This window comes from Ideonella lacteola, assembly GCF_038066555.1.
GTDB classification, from domain to species: Bacteria; Pseudomonadota; Gammaproteobacteria; order Burkholderiales; family Burkholderiaceae_C; genus Ideonella; species Ideonella lacteola.
Window position 1 is genome coordinate 98,399 of sequence record NZ_JBBUTG010000006.1, and the last position, 18,125, is coordinate 116,523.

General features: G+C 66.5%; 15 protein-coding genes. 9 read left to right on the forward strand and 6 right to left on the reverse strand.

Features of this window, described 5'->3' with window-relative positions; genetic code table 11:
• Positions 1–126 precede the first annotated feature (126 nt).
• Positions 127–1,464 (reverse strand): S8 family peptidase, encoded by a 1,338-nt coding sequence (locus AACH06_RS12390; RefSeq protein WP_341426006.1) that lies wholly within the window; start codon positions 1,462–1,464, stop codon positions 127–129.
• 295 nt (positions 1,465–1,759) lie between these two features.
• Positions 1,760–3,130 carry a S8 family peptidase gene (locus tag AACH06_RS12395; protein WP_341426007.1) on the reverse strand — a complete coding sequence of 457 codons (1,371 nt, stop codon included), beginning with the start codon at positions 3,128–3,130 and terminating at the stop codon, positions 1,760–1,762.
• A 268-nt stretch (positions 3,131–3,398) separates the two neighbouring features.
• Between AACH06_RS12395 and AACH06_RS12400 the strand changes: the two genes are divergently transcribed.
• Entirely contained in the window at positions 3,399–5,846 is a 2,448-nt protein-coding gene (locus AACH06_RS12400) for a putative bifunctional diguanylate cyclase/phosphodiesterase (protein WP_341426008.1), read from the forward strand.
• Positions 5,847–5,983: 137 nt separating this feature from the next.
• Positions 5,984–7,648: an energy-dependent translational throttle protein EttA gene (gene ettA / locus AACH06_RS12405; protein WP_341426009.1), complete on the forward strand. Its 1,665-nt coding sequence runs from the start codon at positions 5,984–5,986 to the stop codon at positions 7,646–7,648.
• Positions 7,649–7,827: 179 nt separating this feature from the next.
• Here ettA and AACH06_RS12410 read toward each other — a convergent pair whose 3' ends face one another.
• Positions 7,828–8,283 (reverse strand): fasciclin domain-containing protein, encoded by a 456-nt coding sequence (locus tag AACH06_RS12410; RefSeq protein ID WP_341426010.1) that lies wholly within the window; start codon positions 8,281–8,283, stop codon positions 7,828–7,830.
• Between the two features lie 26 nt (positions 8,284–8,309).
• Positions 8,310–9,263: a fasciclin domain-containing protein gene (locus tag AACH06_RS12415; RefSeq protein WP_341426011.1), complete on the reverse strand. Its 954-nt coding sequence runs from the start codon at positions 9,261–9,263 to the stop codon at positions 8,310–8,312.
• 185 nt (positions 9,264–9,448) lie between these two features.
• Here AACH06_RS12415 and AACH06_RS12420 point away from each other — a divergent pair, with 185 nt between their 5' ends.
• Entirely contained in the window at positions 9,449–10,120 is a 672-nt protein-coding gene (locus AACH06_RS12420; protein WP_341426012.1) for a TetR/AcrR family transcriptional regulator, read from the forward strand.
• A 56-nt stretch (positions 10,121–10,176) separates the two neighbouring features.
• On the opposite strand, the gene AACH06_RS12425 is transcribed toward AACH06_RS12420, so the two are convergent.
• Together AACH06_RS12425 and AACH06_RS12430 are read right to left on the reverse strand one after the other, a co-directional pair.
• Positions 10,177–11,451, reverse strand: a complete 1,275-nt coding sequence (locus AACH06_RS12425) for a pectin acetylesterase-family hydrolase (RefSeq protein ID WP_341426013.1) — start codon at positions 11,449–11,451, stop codon at positions 10,177–10,179.
• Positions 11,448–12,176, reverse strand: a complete 729-nt coding sequence (locus tag AACH06_RS12430) for a hypothetical protein (protein ID WP_341426014.1) — start codon at positions 12,174–12,176, stop codon at positions 11,448–11,450. The genes AACH06_RS12425 and AACH06_RS12430 overlap by 4 nt, the downstream gene beginning before the upstream one ends.
• 124 nt (positions 12,177–12,300) lie before the next feature.
• Here AACH06_RS12430 and AACH06_RS12435 point away from each other — a divergent pair, with 124 nt between their 5' ends.
• The 6 genes from AACH06_RS12435 (at position 12,301) to AACH06_RS12460 (ending at position 17,972) form a co-directional block, all read left to right on the forward strand.
• A complete protein-coding gene (locus AACH06_RS12435; protein WP_341426015.1) occupies positions 12,301–13,113 on the forward strand; it encodes a TIGR00266 family protein in 813 nt (270 codons plus the stop codon).
• Between the two features lie 124 nt (positions 13,114–13,237).
• On the forward strand, positions 13,238–14,002 hold the full coding sequence (locus AACH06_RS12440) for a creatininase family protein (protein WP_341426016.1): 765 nt from the start codon (positions 13,238–13,240) through the stop codon (positions 14,000–14,002).
• A gap of 316 nt (positions 14,003–14,318) precedes the next feature.
• Positions 14,319–15,653, forward strand: a complete 1,335-nt coding sequence (locus AACH06_RS12445; RefSeq protein WP_341426017.1) for a YncE family protein — start codon at positions 14,319–14,321, stop codon at positions 15,651–15,653.
• Positions 15,654–15,739: 86 nt separating this feature from the next.
• Positions 15,740–16,609 carry an EI24 domain-containing protein gene (locus AACH06_RS12450; RefSeq protein WP_341426018.1) on the forward strand — a complete coding sequence of 290 codons (870 nt, stop codon included), beginning with the start codon at positions 15,740–15,742 and terminating at the stop codon, positions 16,607–16,609.
• A complete protein-coding gene (locus tag AACH06_RS12455; protein ID WP_341426019.1) occupies positions 16,606–17,391 on the forward strand; it encodes a competence/damage-inducible protein A in 786 nt (261 codons plus the stop codon). The genes AACH06_RS12450 and AACH06_RS12455 overlap by 4 nt, the downstream gene beginning before the upstream one ends.
• A 41-nt stretch (positions 17,392–17,432) precedes the next feature.
• Positions 17,433–17,972, forward strand: coding sequence for a GNAT family N-acetyltransferase (locus AACH06_RS12460; protein ID WP_341426020.1), 540 nt, complete (start codon positions 17,433–17,435; stop codon positions 17,970–17,972).
• Positions 17,973–18,125: the final 153 nt, after the last annotated feature.

Sequence of the window (18,125 nt, forward strand, 5' to 3'; positions counted from 1 at the left end):
CGAGCCGACTATTGCCGGGTGGTGACGCCACGCGCCGGCCGCCAGCGGCTGGGCTCGGCCGCGATCGATGCAATGAAAAAGGGCCAGGTTGCCCTGGCCCTTGGGGTGTCGCGTGATCAGTGTGGATCAGTACGTGCTCACGTTCAGACGACCGCCCGTGACCGTCTTGCCGGCACACGAGCTCGTCGCCGTGGTCGTGCCGAGGATGGCCGACTTCAATTGGGCTGCTGTCAGGCCCGGGTGGTTCTTGGCGTACAGGGCGACGGCACCGGTGACGTGCGGCGTGGCCATCGACGTGCCGCTGTACGAGGCGTAGGCGTTGGTCGGGACGGTCGAGGTGATCGACTGGCCCGGGGCGCACAGGTCCACCGAGGTGGCGCCATAGTTCGAGAAGCTGGCCAGCGAGCCGGTGCTGGTGATCGCCGCCACGGCGATCAGCGCGTCGCTGGTGTAGCTGGCCGGGTAGAACGGCGACACGTCGTTGTTGCTGGCGTTGTTGCCCGCCGCAGCGATGAACAGGATGTTAGCCGCGCCGCCCCGGTCGATGGCGTCCTTCAGGCCTTGCGAGAAGCCGCCGCCGCCCCAGGAGTTGTTGGTCGCGACCAGGTTCAGGTTGTGGCGTGTCTTCAGGTCGGTGATGTAGTCGACCGACTTGATCGCGTTGGCGGTGGTGCCGCCGCCCGCGCCTAGGAACTTGGCGTGGACCATCTTGATGACCCAGCACATGCCCGCGACGCCGGCGGCATTGCCACCCTTGCCGCCGATGGTGCCTGACACGTGGGTGCCATGGTCATCGCCCGTGCCGTCGTACACCGACTTGTTGTTGCCGTCGAAATCCCAGCCGTGGGTGTCGTCGACATAGCCGTTGCCGTCGTCATCGATGCCGTTGCCGTCGATTTCTGCCGGGTTCTTCCAGTGGTTGGACTTCAGATCCGGGTGGGTGTACTGCACGCCCTCGTCGATCACACCGACCAGGACGCCCTTGCACTTGTTGTGACCAGCGTTCCAAGCCTCGCCGGCCTGGCTGCCGTACTGGTTCGTCTGCAGCGGTGAGCTGTCACCGTACATGCCCCACAGCGTGCCATTGGTGTAGTAGGTGTCGTCGGAGACGGCGGTGTGGTGGTAGACCCAGTTCGGCTCTGCGAAATCCACCGCGTCCTGGGCGTGCAACGCACGCACGGCCGCCGCCAGGTTGGCGCCTTGGGGCAGGCTGATGCGGTGCAGGTCGCCGCGGATCTTCTCCAGGAACTTGCCGCCGACACGGTTCAGAGCCGCCTCGCGCAGAGCCTGCGCAACGCCTGGCTTGAACTGCACCAGCATTTCCGCCGGCACGTGCTGGCGATGGGCTTCTTGCAGTTCAGCGACGACCCTGTCCGGCTGGCCGCCAGCCAGTGCAACGCCAGACAGCGCGGCCAGCGCGGTGGCGATCAGGGTACGAGAGAAACGGGGAGTGGAACGGGGCATGGTGTAGCTCCTCAAACCGGTCAATAGGTGGGGCCGGTGCGGACGGTGCGCCGCGGCCGGCAGCCTTGTCATCTCGGGCGCTGGCGGCGGCGGGCCCGGGGAAGCTGGATGCTGGTGGAGGCCAGCGGTGCTGTCGACCCTTCAGCCTAGGGAGGGGGTATTGCTCTCCCTGGGGGACGGTGAACAGGGATGCACCATGAAAAAGGGCCCGTCCAGGACGGGCCCGATTGACATCGGATTGACATCGGATCGCCAACGTGATGGCGCGTGGTGACGCGCCATCCGATGTCGGTGATCAGTAGCCGCTGACGTCCAGGCGGCCGCCAGTGACCGTCTTGCCGGCCAGCGAGTCGGTCGGCACGGTCTTGGCCAGGATGGCGGCCTTGATCTCGGCAGCCGTCAGGCCCGGGTGCAGCGAAGCGTACAGCGCCACCGCGCCGGTCACGTGCGGCGTGGCCATCGAGGTGCCGTCGTACGAGGCGTAGCTGGGGGTCAGCACGCCGTTGACGGTCTTCGGCACCGTCGACCAGATGCCTGAGCCAGGGGCGCCCAGGTCGACCGAGGTCAGGCCGTAGTTCGAGAAGCCCGACTTCGCGCCGGTCTTCGTGAGCGACGCGACGGCGATGATGTTCTCGCTGGTGTAGGCCGAGGGGTAGTTCGGCTTGTTGTCGGTGTTCTGGCCGACGCCGAAGATGTTGCCGTTGCCCGCGGCCGCGATGAACAGGATGTTCGCCGCGCCCGAGCGGTCGATCGCGTCTTTCAGTGCCTGCGAGAAGCCGCCGCCGCCCCACGAGTTGTTCGAAGCGACCAGGTTCAGGCCCTGGCGGGTCTTCAGGTCGGTGATGTAGTCGATGGCCAGGATGGCGTTGGCGGTGGTGCCGCCGTTGGCGCCCAGGAACTTGGCGTTGACCATCTTCACCTTGCCGCAGATGCCGGCGGTGCCGATGCCGTTGCCGCGCACCGCCCCGATCGTTCCGGAAACGTGCGTGCCGTGATCGTCGCCCACACCGTCGAAGGTGCTGTTGTCGTTGTTCTCGAAGTCCCAGCCGTTCACGTCGTCGATGAAGCCGTTGCCGTCGTCATCGATGCCATTGCCGGCGATTTCCTTCGGGTTCACCCAAATGTTGGCCTGGGTGTCGGGGTGCGTGGTCATCACGCCTTCGTCGATGATCGCGACCACGACCTTGCCCGAGCACTTCTTGCCCGCGGCCCAGGCTTCGGCGGCCTGGCTGCCGTACTGGTTCTGCTGGCCCGGCGACGCGTCGCCGTACACGCCCCACAGGCTGCCGTCCTGGTAGTAGGGGTCGTTCGGGCCGGCTTGGTGGGTGTAGATCCAGTTCGGCTCGACGAAGCGCACGGCGCCCTGGGCGCGCAAGTGCCGGATCGCCTGTTGCACGCTCACGCCTTGCGGCAGGCTCACCCGGTGCAGTTCGCCCTCGGCTGCGGCGCGCAGACGCTGAACCGACTTGGCACCCAACGAGTTCAGCACGGCATCACGCGCAGCTTCGGCGTGGCCGGCACGGAATTGCACCAGCACCTCGGAGGCCACATAGCGCAACTCGCTGCGCTGCAGGTCGGCGTCGACTTGGGCCGGGCTGGCCACGGCACTTCCCATGGCGGCCACGGCTGCCAGCGCAATCAGGGTGCGCGCAGAAAACTTCTTCATGTTCCGGGTTGACTCCATCGTTGATCGGTGACGAAATCGGCGTCTGGTAAGCACGCCGTGTTCCACATTGATTGTGAGCAACGGACGGTAACGACTGGGGTGGGGCGGGCCCGGCTGTCGGCGCAGAATTGAGGGTTGTTGAACAAGTTGCCCGCCTGGGGCTACAGCAGAGAGGGATGTGTCCGATATACCGTTGACCGGCGAGCGTTGGGGCTCGCCTACCCGGCCCATGGGGCCGGCCACCTGACCCAGAAGACGAAAGGACGGCGTGGAACTCGAATCGTCCATGCTCGGCCGATTGCGGCTTTTGTGGCAACAAGAACAGTGGCTGTACGACTCGACCGAGGTCGCGGCCGGCGAGGTGCGGGCTCGCCACATCGAGGCGGTGTTGCGCATGACGCCGCTGGTGATGACCGCCACGCTGCTCAACGCCGTGCTGGTGGTTGTCTTCCTGTTCAGTACGGTGCCATGGCTGCAGTTGGCCATTTGGTTGGGCCTGCTGACGGCCGCGTGCGCCTATGCCGTGCACAGTTGGTGGCGCTGGCGCACTCGAGTGGTGCGGCAGATGCCGCCGCGCGCCGTCGTGCGCGCCACGGCCCAAGCGGCGTTCATCAGTGGCGTGTGGGCCGCGGTTCCCCTGCTGTGGTTGCCGCAAGCCTCGGCGTCGCAGCAGATGATGCTGGCGGTATTGACCAGCGGTGTGCTCTGCGCGGGGGCCTTCGTTCTCGCCACGCTGTTGCCGGCCAGCATGATCCACATCATGGTGCTGGGCAGTGCCGCCATCATCTCTTTGCTGCGAACCGGCGACTCTGTGATGACGGGGTTGGCGGCCATGGTGCTGGTCTACGCCGTCGTCATCATGGCGGGTGTGGTGACGATCAGCCGCCTGTTCAGCGCGCGCCTGGCGTCGCAGCGAGAGGCTGAGCGGCAGAGTCAGGTGGTGGGCCTGTTGCTGCGCGACTTTGAAGAGCATTCGGTCGACGTGCTGTGGGAGATCGACCGGCGCGGACGCTTCACTCACGTGTCCGACAGGCTGGTGGCGCTGTTGGGCCGGCCGCGCGAGAAGTTGCAAAAGAGCACGCTGGTCGAGGTGCTGCAATCCCGCACCAAGGCGCCCAAGCGCCGTGCCGGCGTGGCGCTCGATGACGCGAGCGGTTTGCCAGCGCTCAAACGCGCGTTGCTGATGGACAAGCCGTTCCGCGACGTGGTGCTGCGGGTCAAGCAGCGCGATGGTTCGGCCTGGTGGTCCGTCACGGCCAAGCCATTGCTCGATGAGGCGGGCCGCAGCACCGGTTGGCGAGGTGTGATCAGCGATGTCACCAAGCAGCGTGTCGCGCACCAGCGGCTGGCTTACCTGGCGCATTTCGACTCGCTGACCGGCCTGGCCAACCGCATCCAGCTGCGCGAGCGCCTCGACGAAGCGCTGTCGCCGTCGGGCGAGCCGCCGCGCCGCAGTGCGCTGCTGTGCCTGGATCTCGACAACTTCAAGACGATCAACGACTCGCTGGGTCACTCGGCCGGCGACGCCGTGCTGCGCCAGGTGGCGCGGCGGCTGCAAAGCGTGGTGCGCAGCAGCGATTTGCTGGCCCGACTGGGGGGCGATGAGTTTGCGGTGGTGCTCGACGACATCCGCAGTGATGGCGAAGTGCTGCAGCTGTCGCAGCGCCTGGTCGAGGTCTTGAACCGTCCGGCGGTGATCCAGGGCCGCTTGGTGGCGATGGGCGCCAGCATCGGCGTGGCCTTGATCCCCGAGCACGGGCGCACGGTGGACGAGATCCTCGGCAACGCTGACTTGGCCTTGTACGCCGCCAAGGAGCACGGGCGAGGTCGTTTCGAAGTGTTTGTGCCGTCGCTCGGCGCGCGCAACCGCCGCGCCAGCCAGGTGGAGGCGGCATTGCGTGAGGCCATCGAGCGCGGCGAAATGAGCCTGGAGTGGCAGCCGCAGGTCGAGGTTCGTGCCTGGAAGGTGGCCAGTGCCGAGGCGTTGTTGCGCTGGAACCATCCTGAGCTGGGGGCGGTGGAGCCCTCCGAGTTCATCCCCGTGGCCGAGCGGTGCGGCCTCATCGCCGACATCGGCAACTGGGCCATGGCCCGTGCCTGCACCGAGGCGCAAGCGGCGTTGCCCGGACTCGCCATCTCGGTGAATGTGTCGCCGGTGCAGTTGATGCAGGAAGGGTTTGTCGAGCACGTCCAACAGGCCCTGCGCCAAAGCGGCTTGCCGCCCTCGCGCCTGGAGATCGAGATCACCGAATCCGTCTTCATGGACGACCCCTCGGCCGCGCTGTCGCACCTGCATGCGCTGAAGGCGCTGGGCGTGCGGATTGCGCTGGATGATTTCGGCACCGGGTACTCGGCCTTCCAGTACTTGCGCCGGTTCCCCTTTGACACCCTGAAGATCGATCGGGCGTTCGTGCGCGAGCTGATGACCCACCACGACGCGCGGGCGATCGTGCGCACCATCGTCCAGTTGGCGACGACGCTCGGCATGCACACCATCGCCGAAGGGGTGGAGGAGCCCGTGCAACTCGAGGTGCTCAACCACGCGGGCTGTCAGTCCATCCAGGGCTATCTGATTGCCCGGCCGATGCCGTTGTTGCGCCTCCTGCCCTTCCTCGAGGGCTGGGCGGGCATCTCCCGCCCCGAGCCGGGTGAGTTGCCCGAAACGATGCAGGTCCCGCTGGACCGCCGCAGCGCCGAGGCGCTGGCCGGGCGATAATTCGCCCTTTCGTCGCCGTCGCGCCGCCACGAACCCCGTGTGCTGCGCGCGCCGCGCGAGCCCCGGGCCGCCGCAGCAGCATCGCGCCGGCCCCTGCTCACCACGACATCCGCAGCACCCTCGAGGACATCTCCGCTATGGCGCAATACGTCTTTACCATGAACCGCGTCGGCAAGATCGTGCCGCCGAAGCGGCAGATCCTGAAGGACATTTCGCTGTCCTTCTTCCCTGGCGCCAAGATCGGTGTGCTGGGCCTGAACGGCTCGGGCAAGTCGACGCTGCTGAAGATCATGGCCGGCCTCGACAAGGAAATCGAAGGCGAAGCCACACCGATGCCCGGCATCAAGATCGGCTACCTGCCCCAGGAGCCGCAGATGAACCCCGACCAGAACGTGCGCCAGGCGGTCGAGGAAGGCATCGGCGGGGTGCTCGCTGCCAAGAAGCGTCTGGACGAGGTCTACGCGGCCTACGCCGAGCCGGACGCCGATTTCGACAAGCTCGCCGCCGAGCAGGCCGAGCTGGAGGCCATCATCGCGGCGGCCGGCAGCGAGAACACCGAACACCAGCTGGACATCGCCGCCGACGCGCTGCGCCTGCCGCCGTGGGATGCCGTGATCGGCCAGCTCTCTGGCGGCGAGAAGCGCCGTGTGGCGCTGTGCCGCCTGCTGCTGAGCAAGCCCGACATGCTGCTGCTCGACGAACCCACCAACCACTTGGACGCCGAATCGGTGGAATGGCTGGAGCAGTTCCTCAAGCGCTTCTCGGGCACCGTGGTGGCCATCACCCACGATCGCTACTTCCTCGACAACGCGGCCGAATGGATCCTGGAACTGGACCGTGGCTACGGCTACCCGTACAAGGGCAACTACTCTGACTGGCTGGACGCGAAGGAAAAGCGCCTGGAGCAGGAGCAGAAGACCGAAGATGCTCGCGCCAAGGCGATGAAGCAGGAACTGGAATGGGTGCGCAAGAACGCCAAGGGCCGCCAGGCCAAGAGCAAGGCGCGCCTGGCCCGCTTCGAGGAGCTGTCCGACGTCGAATACCAGAAGCGCAACGAGACGAACGAGATCTTCATCCCGGTGGCCGAGCGCCTGGGCAATGAAGTGATCGAGTTCGTCAACGTCACTAAGAGCTTCGGTGACCGCGTGCTGATCGACAACCTGAGCTTCAAGGTGCCGGCCGGCGCGATCGTCGGCATCATCGGCCCGAACGGGGCGGGCAAGTCGACGCTGTTCCGCATGATCCAGGGCACCGAACAGGCCGATTCTGGCGAGGTGAAGGTCGGCAAGACCGCCAAGCTGGCCTTCGTTGACCAGAGCCGGGCCAGCCTGGCCAACGACAAGACCGTCTGGGAAGACGTCTCAGGCGGCCTCGACAACATCGTGGTGGGCAAGTTCGTGATGCCCAGCCGCGCCTACATCGGCCGATTCAACTTCAAGGGCAACGACCAGCAGAAGCTGGTGGGTTCGCTCTCGGGCGGTGAGCGCGGTCGTTTGCACCTGGCCAAGACCCTGGCCCAGGGCGGCAACGTGTTGATGCTGGACGAACCGTCGAACGACCTGGACGTCGAAACCCTGCGTGCGCTGGAAGAGGCGCTGCTGGAGTTCGCCGGCTCGGCGATGGTGATCTCGCACGATCGCTGGTTCCTCGACCGGATTTGCACCCACATCCTGGCGGTGGAAGACGAGTCTCAGTGGTACTTCTACGAAGGCAACTACCAGGAGTACGAAGAGGACAAGAAGCGTCGCCTGGGTGAAGAGGGTGCTCGCCCGCACCGCATGCGCTTCAAGGCGCTGAAGTAAGGCCACCACGCCCTTTCCGGCGGGCTGCCCCCGAGGGGGCAGAGCCCGGACATGAAACGTCCAGTGGCCCGCCGCGGTCTGCAAGACCACGCAGCGGACCGGCGCAGCCGGATTCGCGCGCGCCACTTGGAAAAACGGCCGCCCGAGAGGGCGGCCGTTTGCTTTGGTGGGGTGAGGCGTTACATCGGCGGCAGGACGACGGTGTCGATCACGTGGATCACGCCGTTGTCCGCGGTGATGTCGGTCTTCACGACCTTCGCGTTGTTGACCATCACGCCCGAGCTGGTCGAGACGGTGAGGTCCTTGCCTTGGACGGTCTTGACCGCGCCGGCCTTCACGTCGGCGGCCATCACCTTGCCGGCGACCACGTGGTAGGTCAGCACGGCCGTCAGCTTCGCCTTGTCGGCCAGCAGTGCATCCAGCTGAGCCTTCGGGATCTTGGCGAATGCTTCATCGGTGGGGGCGAACACCGTGAACGGGCCGGGGCCCTTCAGGGTGTCGACCAGGCCTGCAGCCTGCAGGGCCGTGGCCAGCGTCTTGAATTGGCCGGCCGAGACGGCGGTGTCCACGATGTCCTTGGCTTGGGCTGCGAAGGCGGCGGCGAAAACGGCAGCGCCGGCAATCCACTTTTTCATCTTGAGTTCCTTGTCAGGGGTGAAGGTCAGAGGGTGGGGAGAATGACTTTGTCGATCACGTGGATCACGCCGTTGCTGGCCAGCACGTCGGTCGCGGTGATCTGCGCCTTGCGGGCTTGGGTGTCGGTGATCGCCAGCGTGCTGTCGACCGTGAAGGTTTCGCCTTCCACGGTGGTGATCGCGGTGCCTACGGGCACGTCGGCCTTCAGCACCAGAGCCGGAACGACGTGGTAGGTCAGCACCTTGCTCAGCAGCGCGGTGTCCGCGAACAGCTCTTCCTTGCTCACGCCCAGCTCTTCCAGCAGCGCGGCGAAGGCGGCGTCGGTCGGCGCAAAGACGGTGAAGGGGCCGGTGCCGCTCAGCGTGGCGTCCAGGCCGGTCGTCTGCAGGGCTTCGACCAGCAGCGTGAACTCGGCCGGGTCACCCGCAGCCAGCGCGGCCGCCGTGTCGACAACGGTCTTGTCGGCGGGCAGCAGGACCTGGTTGACGACATGAATCACGCCGTTCGAGGCCTCGATGTCCGTTTGCGTGATGCTGCTGACGCGGTTTCGGCCGTCGGTGATGCCCAGCGGTGAACCGTCGATCTTGAAGTAGCCGCCTTGCAAGGTGGTGATCGGCTTGCCCACCGGGATGCCGGCCGCCTTCACCTCGGAGTCGAGCACGTGGTAGGTCAAGACGGCGGTGAGCAGCTCCTTGTCGGCGAACAGCGCTTCCTTGGTGATGCCCAGCTCGGTCAACAGCGCGGCGAAGGCGGTGTTGGTCGGAGCGAAGACGGTGAGCGTGGCGTTCTCGTCGCTCAGGGTTTCGGTCAGGCCGGCGGCGACGACGGCTTCGACCAGGGTGCTCAGGTTCGGGTCGCTCTGGGCGATCTCGACGATGTTCTTCGGGTCTGCCGAATCGTTGTCATCCCAGCAGCCCGCCAACAGGGCGCTGGCGGCCAGGGCAGCGGCCAGGCCGGCGCGTTGAATCCAAACAAGCATGAAAGGTCTCCTTCGGTGAGGTCAAGGTGGGTGGATGACCCGTGTGAATCCACAGATCGCGAATTGACGGTGCGAAATGTGAACTACAGAGTTCACGATGTCAACTGTGTGGTCGTTAACGGAACTACTTAGTATGTTTTCTGGAGTCGTTGGTCATCATGCGGACCGCTGGTTACACTCCAGGCATGTCGAGGGTGTCATTTCGAGAGCAAGTGCTCCGCGCACGGGAGGACGCGATCGTTTCCTCCGTCAACCGCCTGCTCGCGCAGCGGGGCTATGAGGGCATGACGATCGACGCCGTGGCGGCCGACGTCGGCATTGCCAAGGCCGTGCTGTACAAGCACTTCAGCTCGAAGGAGCTGCTGGCCGCGGCAGCCATGGTCAAGTTGCTGGAGCGCGCGCAGGCCAGGCTCGACGAGCTGGCGGCGACGTCGCTGGGCGCGTTGGAGCGGCTCAAAGAGGTGGTGCGCTGGACGATGCGGCAACAGCTGGCCGGCGAGATGCCGGCGCTGCCCGCGCAGAACTCGTCGCTGCGCTCGGCACTGATGTCAGACCAGGCCTATCTCGGCAAGCTGATGGAAGTGAGTGACCAGCTTGGCGAATGGATCACCCAGGCGCAGGAGCAAGGTGAACTGGATCCGGCGTTTCCGCCGGAGTTGATCCTCTACACCCTGTACGCACGTGCTTGCGATCCAGTGCTCGCGGTCTTGAAGTCGTCTGGTGCGTACACCGACGAGCGAATCACCGAGCTGCTGCTGGCCACGACCTTCGGCGGCCTTCAGCCTCGTGCCGCGGCGGCGCCGGAGCCTGCGAAAGCGGCGTCCGAGGCGCCCCGGGTGGCGCACGACGTGGCGTGATGCTGCCCGTGGGGGGGCGCCCCTGCGCCCCCCGATTCGCGGCAGGCGGGTGGGCGTCAGCCGAAGATGTCCAGCACGATCGCCAGGATCTCCAGCGCCACCGACAAGGGCTGGGTGAGATCGGTGACCTGATCGTGCTCGACATTGCGCATCGGCGGTTTCCGGTCGAGCGCGTTGTTGATGAAGGGCTCAGCGTCCGCGATGCCTTTTTCCTGGATGCCGGTGCCTGAGAAGTCCACGATCGTCAGGCAGTGCGACTCGTTGAAATCCCGGAAGAAGGGCACGTGGTACGAGATGTTCGGCTCTGCGTCCAGCAGCGGCAGCCAGGCGGCAATGTCCTGCCGCCACAGTGCATTCAGCATCCGCTTCTGCTTGTCCGGATTCGGTTCGTTGGCGATGTCGGGGAAGAAATCCAGGTAGCTGAAGCCGGCGAAGATGGCGTCCTCCTGGAACAGCAGGTAGCCGAACCGGTCCTTCGGGTATTGCCTCGCCAATGCGCCGCTCAGGCTGCCCATGTTGTCGACATTCAGTGTGGGCAGCTTGGCTTGCAGCGTCGGGATCATGCCGCCCGGCAAATCGAGGCCCCAGCTGACCCGGATCAGCTCTTGCAACGGCAGCGAAGGCGATTGCTCTTTCGTCTGGCCGCGTGGGGCATTCATCAGGGGCCCAGAATCCGCCATCAAGGTGGCCCGGCCCCGGGGCGCGAGTGCGTCCCGAACAATCGCGTAGTTGGCGGTCGAGCCCACCCCGCCCGCCGAGAAGCCCGTCAGCAGCAGGTGGCCGGGTCGGCCCAGGTTGCGGCGCATCCAGTCGGCGGCGGCCTTCACGTTGGCTTGGCCGCGGTGGTACTGCACCCGCGGCTGATCGGGGCGCTGGTCGTTGTAGACACGAACCAGGTTGCCGGTGTGCACGTCGCCTGTGCAGTAGGGCATGTAGACCAGCGTCCAGTCCTGCGTGCGCACACCCTGGAACGGGTCGAGCCGGGCCGAGAAGGGGGTGACCAAGCCGCCCGCGGCCGAGTTGGGTTGGCTCATGTAGTCGCCCGGAATGCCGTCCGGGTTGGTGGCGCTGTAGGCGCCCACCCCTTCACACGCATCCTGGTCCCAACAGGCGCCGCCGCCTTCGAAGGTGATGGCCAGATGGCTGTTCAGCGGCGTTCGGTTGACGAAGAAGCGGTACGGCGTGCCGTTGCCGCACGAGGCTCCGGTGGACATCGGCAGCTCGATCGTTTCCCAAATGAACCAGGCCGCCTGCGCCATCGGCGCGAGCAGCATCAGGGCCATGGCCGCGAACAGGCGGCGCAACAACGAAGACACGGTACGGTCTGTCATGGCGGGTTTCCCTGAGGGGTGGTGGGGGAGGCGTAGATGCGTTGGCGCAGGCTGTCGAGTTGCGCCACGAGCTCGTCCGGCGAGGCGCCCGGTGGAGCCTCTTGGCGCCAACGGGTAACCAGGGCCCGTTGCGCCTGCAGCAATTGCGCGTCGCGTGGATCCACCTGCCGAGGGCGGGTGGCCGTTTGTGCCTCTCGCCATGCCGCCAGATCGCGTGCGCGCCGGTCGGGGTCGGGCTGCAGAAGCTCAAGCAAGCCGGCCTTGATGTGCTGCGCCTCGGGGCCGCTCACTTCACCGCGGGCCCACCGGCCGTCCAGCCCGGCGTCGATGTCGCGCGCCAGTGCCAGCAGCTCAGGCGTGGGGGCGCCGGGGTGGGCGGTACGCTCGGCACGGAACCGCTGCACGGTGTGCTGGTAGGCCAGGAAATCCAGGATCCGGGCGGTTTCGCCGTCGGGGTCGGGTTGATGGGCCACGGCCTCCTGCAGGCGGGCCCACTGCTCGGCATCGAGCAAGTCGGGGCGCGCGGCGGGGATCGTTGGCGCGGGTGCCGTGCCCGCGCTGGGCGCTGCTGCTGCGGCGACGGGAGGCGGTGCCGCGGTGGCGTCCGCTTCCGCGGGCGTCGTCCAACTGGCGTAACCGGCCCCGAGGCCCAACGCCCCCAGCGCGCCACCCATCAGCAGAGCCATCTTGGGCCAGCGGCGTGAGGCGGGGGGCGTGGAGGGCATGACGGCCGGATCAGGTGGTCAGCATTCGCCTGGGGCGCTGGCGATGACCAGCACAAGTTGCGAATTTCAGTACCATTCGCGCCTTCGCGGCAAGTGCCGCACGACGCCAACAGGGGAATTCGCGATGGCCATGGATGTGGTGGACTACGAGATCAAAGGCTCGGAGATGCAGTTCGTCGAGGTCGAACTCGACCCGGGCGAGGCGGCCGTCGGCGAGGCCGGCAGCTTGTTCTACATGGACGGCTCGATCGCCATGGACACGGTCTTCGGCGATGGTGGCAAGCAAGGCGGCGGCCTGTTCGGCAAGCTGCTGGGGGCGGGCAAGCGTCTGATCACGGGTGAATCGCTGTTCACCACCGTCTACACCAACCAAGGCAGCGGCAAGCAGCGGGTGGCGTTTGCGGCCCCGTATCCCGGCAAGATCCTGCCGATGGACCTGCGCCAGCTGGGCGGCACCTTGATCTGCCAGAAAGATGCCTTCCTGTGTGCGGCACGGGGCGTGTCGATCGGGTTGCACCTTCAGCAGAAGCTGTCGGTGGGCTTCTTCGGCGGCGAAGGCTTCATCATGCAGAAGCTCGAGGGCGACGGGCTCGCCTTCGTGCACGCCGGCGGCACAGTCGTCAAGCGCGAGCTGGTGCCCGGCCAGACGCTGATGATCGACACCGGCTGCGTGGTGGCCTACACCCCGAACGTGAACTTTGAGATCCAGTACGTTGGCAAGATCAAGACGGCGCTGTTCGGCGGCGAAGGCCTGTTTTTCGCCAAGATGAGCGGCCCGGGCACCGTCTGGCTGCAAAGCCTGCCGTTCTCTCGCCTGGCCAGCCGGGTGTTCGCGGCGGCGCCGCAGGCCGGCGGATCGCGTGAAGAAGGCTCCGTGCTGGGCGGCTTTGGTGCCGGCGGCTTGCTGGGGGCGGTGCTGGGTGGCGACGACGACTGATCGTCGCAGCGCCGTGCTCGGACGAGCGTTGAGGGCCGGCCTTCGGGCTGGCCTTGTTGTTTGGGGCTGCGCGGCCAGCGCTGGCGGTGCCGGGGCCGCCAGCGACAGCGTGGAGCTCGATGCCTTGACCTCCACAGAGGTGCGTGAGCGGATCGAGCATGGCTGGACGACCGTGCTGCTGCCGATCGGTGGCACCGAGCAGAGCGGCCCCCATCTCGCCCTGGGCAAGCACAACCAGAGGGTGGCTGCGCTGTCGCAGCAGATCGCCCAGCGCCTGGGGCGGACGCTGGTGGCGCCGGTGATGGCCTACGTGCCCGAGGGCTCGATCGACCCGCCGGCGGCGCACATGCGGTTTGCCGGGACCATCTCGGTGCCAGAGGCGGCGTTCGAGTCGGTGGTGGCTTCCGCGGCCCAGAGCCTGTGCCGTCACGGATTCCGCGATGTGGTGCTGCTGGGTGACCACGGGGGCTACCAGCGCAACCTGCAGCAGGTGGCCGCCCGTTTGGAGCGGCAGCCGCTTCGCAAGGGACTAGCCTCCTGCCGCGTGCACGCCTTGGTCGAGTACTACCGGGCCGCGCAGGCAGACTTTGGCGATGCCTTGCGCGCGCGAGGCTTTGCCGCAGGCGAAATCGGCAACCACGCCGGCTTGGCCGACACCGCGTTGTCGATGGCCCTCAACCCAGGCCTGGTCCGTGCCGACAAGCTGGTTCGTGGCGCGGGCGCGTCAGTCGACGGGGTGGATGGCGATCCGAGGCGTGCAAGCGCTGATCTGGGACAGATCGGTGTCAAGCTCATCGTGGACACTACCGTGTCGGTGCTGCAGCAGCGAATTCCGTCACTGTCTCGCCTGCCCGCCGACCCGTCCCACGTTCAACCGCCGCCGCGCTAGTCCAGTGAAACGGAGAAATCGAATGTTCGCCGGTGTTTGGCAGGGTGCGCGGCAAGGCGAGGCGCGCAGCCCAGGCTGTACGCCTGGGCAAGGGTCGCAACGCCGCGGCGCGCCCTGCCAAACACCGGCCCACAGGGTGGGCACCTGCCAGCGGCGCACTCGGCGTTGCCAATGCTCGCCGGGTGTCCAACCCGGCTGCGCTTGGCGCCTTGATTGCATCGCTGGCAGGTGTCCACGAACTTCCGATTTCTCCGTTTCACTGGACTAGCAACGTTCAGTTCTCTGGTCCCCTCGATCCTCGTTTGGAATTTCTCTCATGACGAAGAAGCGCACGTCTGGCCGCGCGCTCGGCTTAGGTTTGGCAGTGTTGGCGGGTGCCGGTGCGCTGCTGGTTCATCAGGTGCATGGCGAGTCGTCGGTGGCGGTCGGTGCCGCGCCGGCCGTGGCCGGTGCTCCGGCATCGGCGGCATCGGCCGCGGTGCCGGCGGTGGCCACCGTCCCGGGCATGCCACCGGTGGTGGACCCGCGCAACCTCTACAGCGAAACGGCGTCGGGCAAGATCCAGCCGGCGATCGCAGGCGACCTGGAGCGCATCTACGTGCCCAACCTGCGATCGAATGACGTCTATGTGGTCGATCCGCGCGAGATGAAGGTGGTCGATCGGTTCAAGGTCGGCCGCAGCCCGCAGCACATCGTGCCGTCGTGGGATCTGCGCACGCTGTGGGTCACCAACAATGCCGAAGGCCGCACCGACGGCAGCCTCACGCCGATCGACCCGAAGACGGGCAAGCCCGGCCCGGAAGTGCCGGTGGATGACCCGTACAACATGTACGCCACGCCCGATGGCAAGTCGGCCATCGTGGTGGCCGAAGCCCGCAAGCGCCTGGACTTCCGCGACCCGCGGACGATGGCGCTGCAGTACTCGATCGAAGTGCCCGGCTGCCCAGGCATCAATCACGCCGATTTCTCGATCGACGGCCGCTACGCCTATTTCACCTGCGAATTCAGCGGCACGCTGGCCAAGATCGACCTGGTCGATCGGGCCGTGCTGGGCTACCTGAAGCTGCAGATGCCCGAGACGCGGTTCAAGGAAACCCGCAAACCGCGAACCCCCGCCGGCAAGATCTGGGAGCCGGGCGAGACTGAGATCTGCACCGTCACCAAGGGCATGCCGCAGGACATCCGCAGCTCGCCGGATGGTTCGAAGTTCTACATCGCCGACATGCATGCCGATGGCGTGCACATCGTGGATGGTGCGTCGTTCAAGCAGATCGGTTTCATCCAGACGAGCATCGGTGCGCATGGGCTGTACCCCAGCCGAGATGGCCGCCACCTGTACGTGGCCAACCGGGGCTCGCACAAGATCCACGGCCCGCGTCTGGGTGATGGCGGTGTCACGGTGATCGATTTCGCCACCGACAAGGTCATCGCCCGCTGGCCCGTGCCCGGCGGCGGCAGCCCCGACATGGGCAATGTCAGCGCCGACGGCAAGTGGTTGTGGCTCGCGGCCCGCTATGACGATGTCATCTACCGGTTCGACACCAGCACCGGTGAGGTGGCGCAGGTGAAGGTCGGCGCCGAACCTCATGGGCTGACCGTCTGGCCGCAACCTGGACGCTATTCACTGGGCCACACCGGCAACCTGCGCTGAGGCGGGGCCGCTGCTCGCCCTGTTCGCGCAGCGGGCGATGCGGCGGGCGGGCCGGGGGCCCTATCCCCAGGCGGTATGCTCGACGAATGAGTTTGCTGCTCGATTCGTTTTGGCGCGCCCTGGCCTATCTGTTGATGCCGCGGGTGATCGGCCTGTCCCTGCTGCCGTTGTTGCTGGCGGGGGGATCGCTGTTTGCGCTGGGCTGGTTCTTCTGGGAGCCTGCGCTGGCCGCGGTGCGTGACCAGATCGAGAGCTGGTCGCTGGTCGAGCCTTTGCTGAAGTGGATCGACGGCGGGCTCGGGCCGCAGTTCCGTGTGGCGCTGGCTGCGCTGATCGTGGTCGCCGCGGTGGTGCCGGTGGCCGTCGTGGCCTCGTTGCTGCTGGTCGCGCTGCTGATGACGCCTTCCATCGTCAGCCTGGTGGCGGAGCGGCGCTTTTCCACCCTGGAGCGCAAACGCGGCGCCTCGTTCTGGCAGGGGGCGGTCTGGGGGCTCGGTTGCACCGCGCTGGCCCTTGTGGCTACCTTCGTCACGATGCCGTTCTGGCTGATCCCTGGCGTCGTGCTCATCGTGCCGCCGCTGATCTGGGGGTGGTTGACCACGCGGGTGATGAGTTTCGATGTGCTGGCCGAGCATGCGTCTCGCGAGGAGCGGCGCGCCCTGATGGGGCTGCACGGCTGGCAACTGCTGTTGCTGGGCATCATCACCGGCTTCCTTGGTGCTGCGCCTTCGATGATCTGGGCGGTCAGTGCCATGGCGCTGGTATTCGCGCCCGTGCTCATCGCGGTCTCGGTGTGGCTGTACACGCTGGTCTTCGCGTTCTCATCGCTGTGGTTCACCCACTACCTGCTCGCGGCGCTGCAGGCCCATCGCGCCGCTGCGCCGGCGCCGGTGGTCGAGATGCCTCCGGCCGCGCCTGTTCCCCCGCAACTCCCTGACGTCTCAGGTCATCCATGAAATTCGGCGTGATCATCATCGGCGACGAGATCCTTTCCGGGCGTCGCCAGGACAAGCACATGGTCAAGGTGATCGAGTTGCTGGCGGCTCGCGGCCAACAGCTCGCCTGGGCGCGTTACATCGGTGACGATCGCCCACTGATCACCGCGGCGCTCAAAGAGGCGATGGACAGCGGTGATGTGGTCTTCAGTTGCGGCGGCATCGGTGCCACGCCGGATGACCACACCCGCCAGTGCGCTGCTGCGGCGGCGGGCCTGCCCCTGGCGCTGCACCCAGAAGCCCAGCGCCTGATCGAAGAGCGCATGCGCGACGTGGCCGTGGAACAAGGGGTGCCTTTCGAGCCTGACCGGCCCGACAACATCCACCGCCTCAACATGGGCGTGTTTCCCGAAGGGGCGGCGATCATTCCGAACCCTTACAACAAGATCCCCGGCTTCAGCCTCGGCGACGTGCATTTCGTGCCTGGGTTCCCGGTGATGGCCCACCCGATGATCGAGTGGCTGCTGGACCATCGCTACGGCCACCTTCGCCCCGTGGCTCATGCGGAGCGGGCGGTGTACGTCCGCGGCAGCATGGAAGCGACCTTGACGCCCTTGATGGAGCAGATCGAAGCCCAATTCGATGGCGTGCGCATCTTCAGCCTGCCCAGCGTCGACCACCCCCAACGAGGCCGGCACATCGAACTGGGCGTCAAAGGCGAGCCGGCGCGGGTCGAACAGGCGTTTGCGGCGTTGCAAGCCGGCTTGGCCGCCTTGCCGGGGGTGGAGTTCGGCACCGAGTAGGTGCGCACCGATAGAACACTTTTGGTGCATGCTTGAGCCCCATGACGGTGCAAAACGAGGTTCTGCTCACCCCCCGGCTGCGTCTGCGCTGGCTCCAACCGAATTCGGAAGTCGACCAGCGATTCATCATCGAACTCGTCAACGATCCGGACTGGATCGCCCATATCGGCCGGCGCAATGTGAGCACTTGCGAGCAGGCCGAGGCTTTCATGCGCGACGGTCCGGTGGCGATGTGCCAGAGGCTGGGCTTCGGCCTCTTCATGGTCGAGCGGCGAGACGACGCCACGCCCATGGGGATGTGTGGGCTGATTCAGCGCGACACCTTGCCTGATGTCGATCTCGGCTATGCCTTTTTGCCTTCGGCGAGAGGCCAGGGTCTGGCGCGGGAAGCTGCGGCCGCAGTGGTGCGGTGGGGCCGCCATGAGTTCGGTCTGAAGCGAGTGGTCGCTATCGTCACGCCTGCCAATTTTGCTTCACTGAGGCTGCTGGCATCGTTGGGCTTCACGGACGAAGGCACGGTGCAGATGCCGCCTGACAACGAGACCTTGCGCCTGCTGGCCTGGACTGCTGCGCCGGCTTGATTCGCCCGTCGGCCTCGCCGCCGCGCTGCCCCGCTGGCGGGCGCAGGTGTTCCCCATTTGTGGGCATGGTTTCTGCTACATTGCCCGCGCCGTGGTCGCCACGGGGCGCTCACCGGCGGGTCTGGCGGGTGTCTCGCGCGCGGCATCGACTGC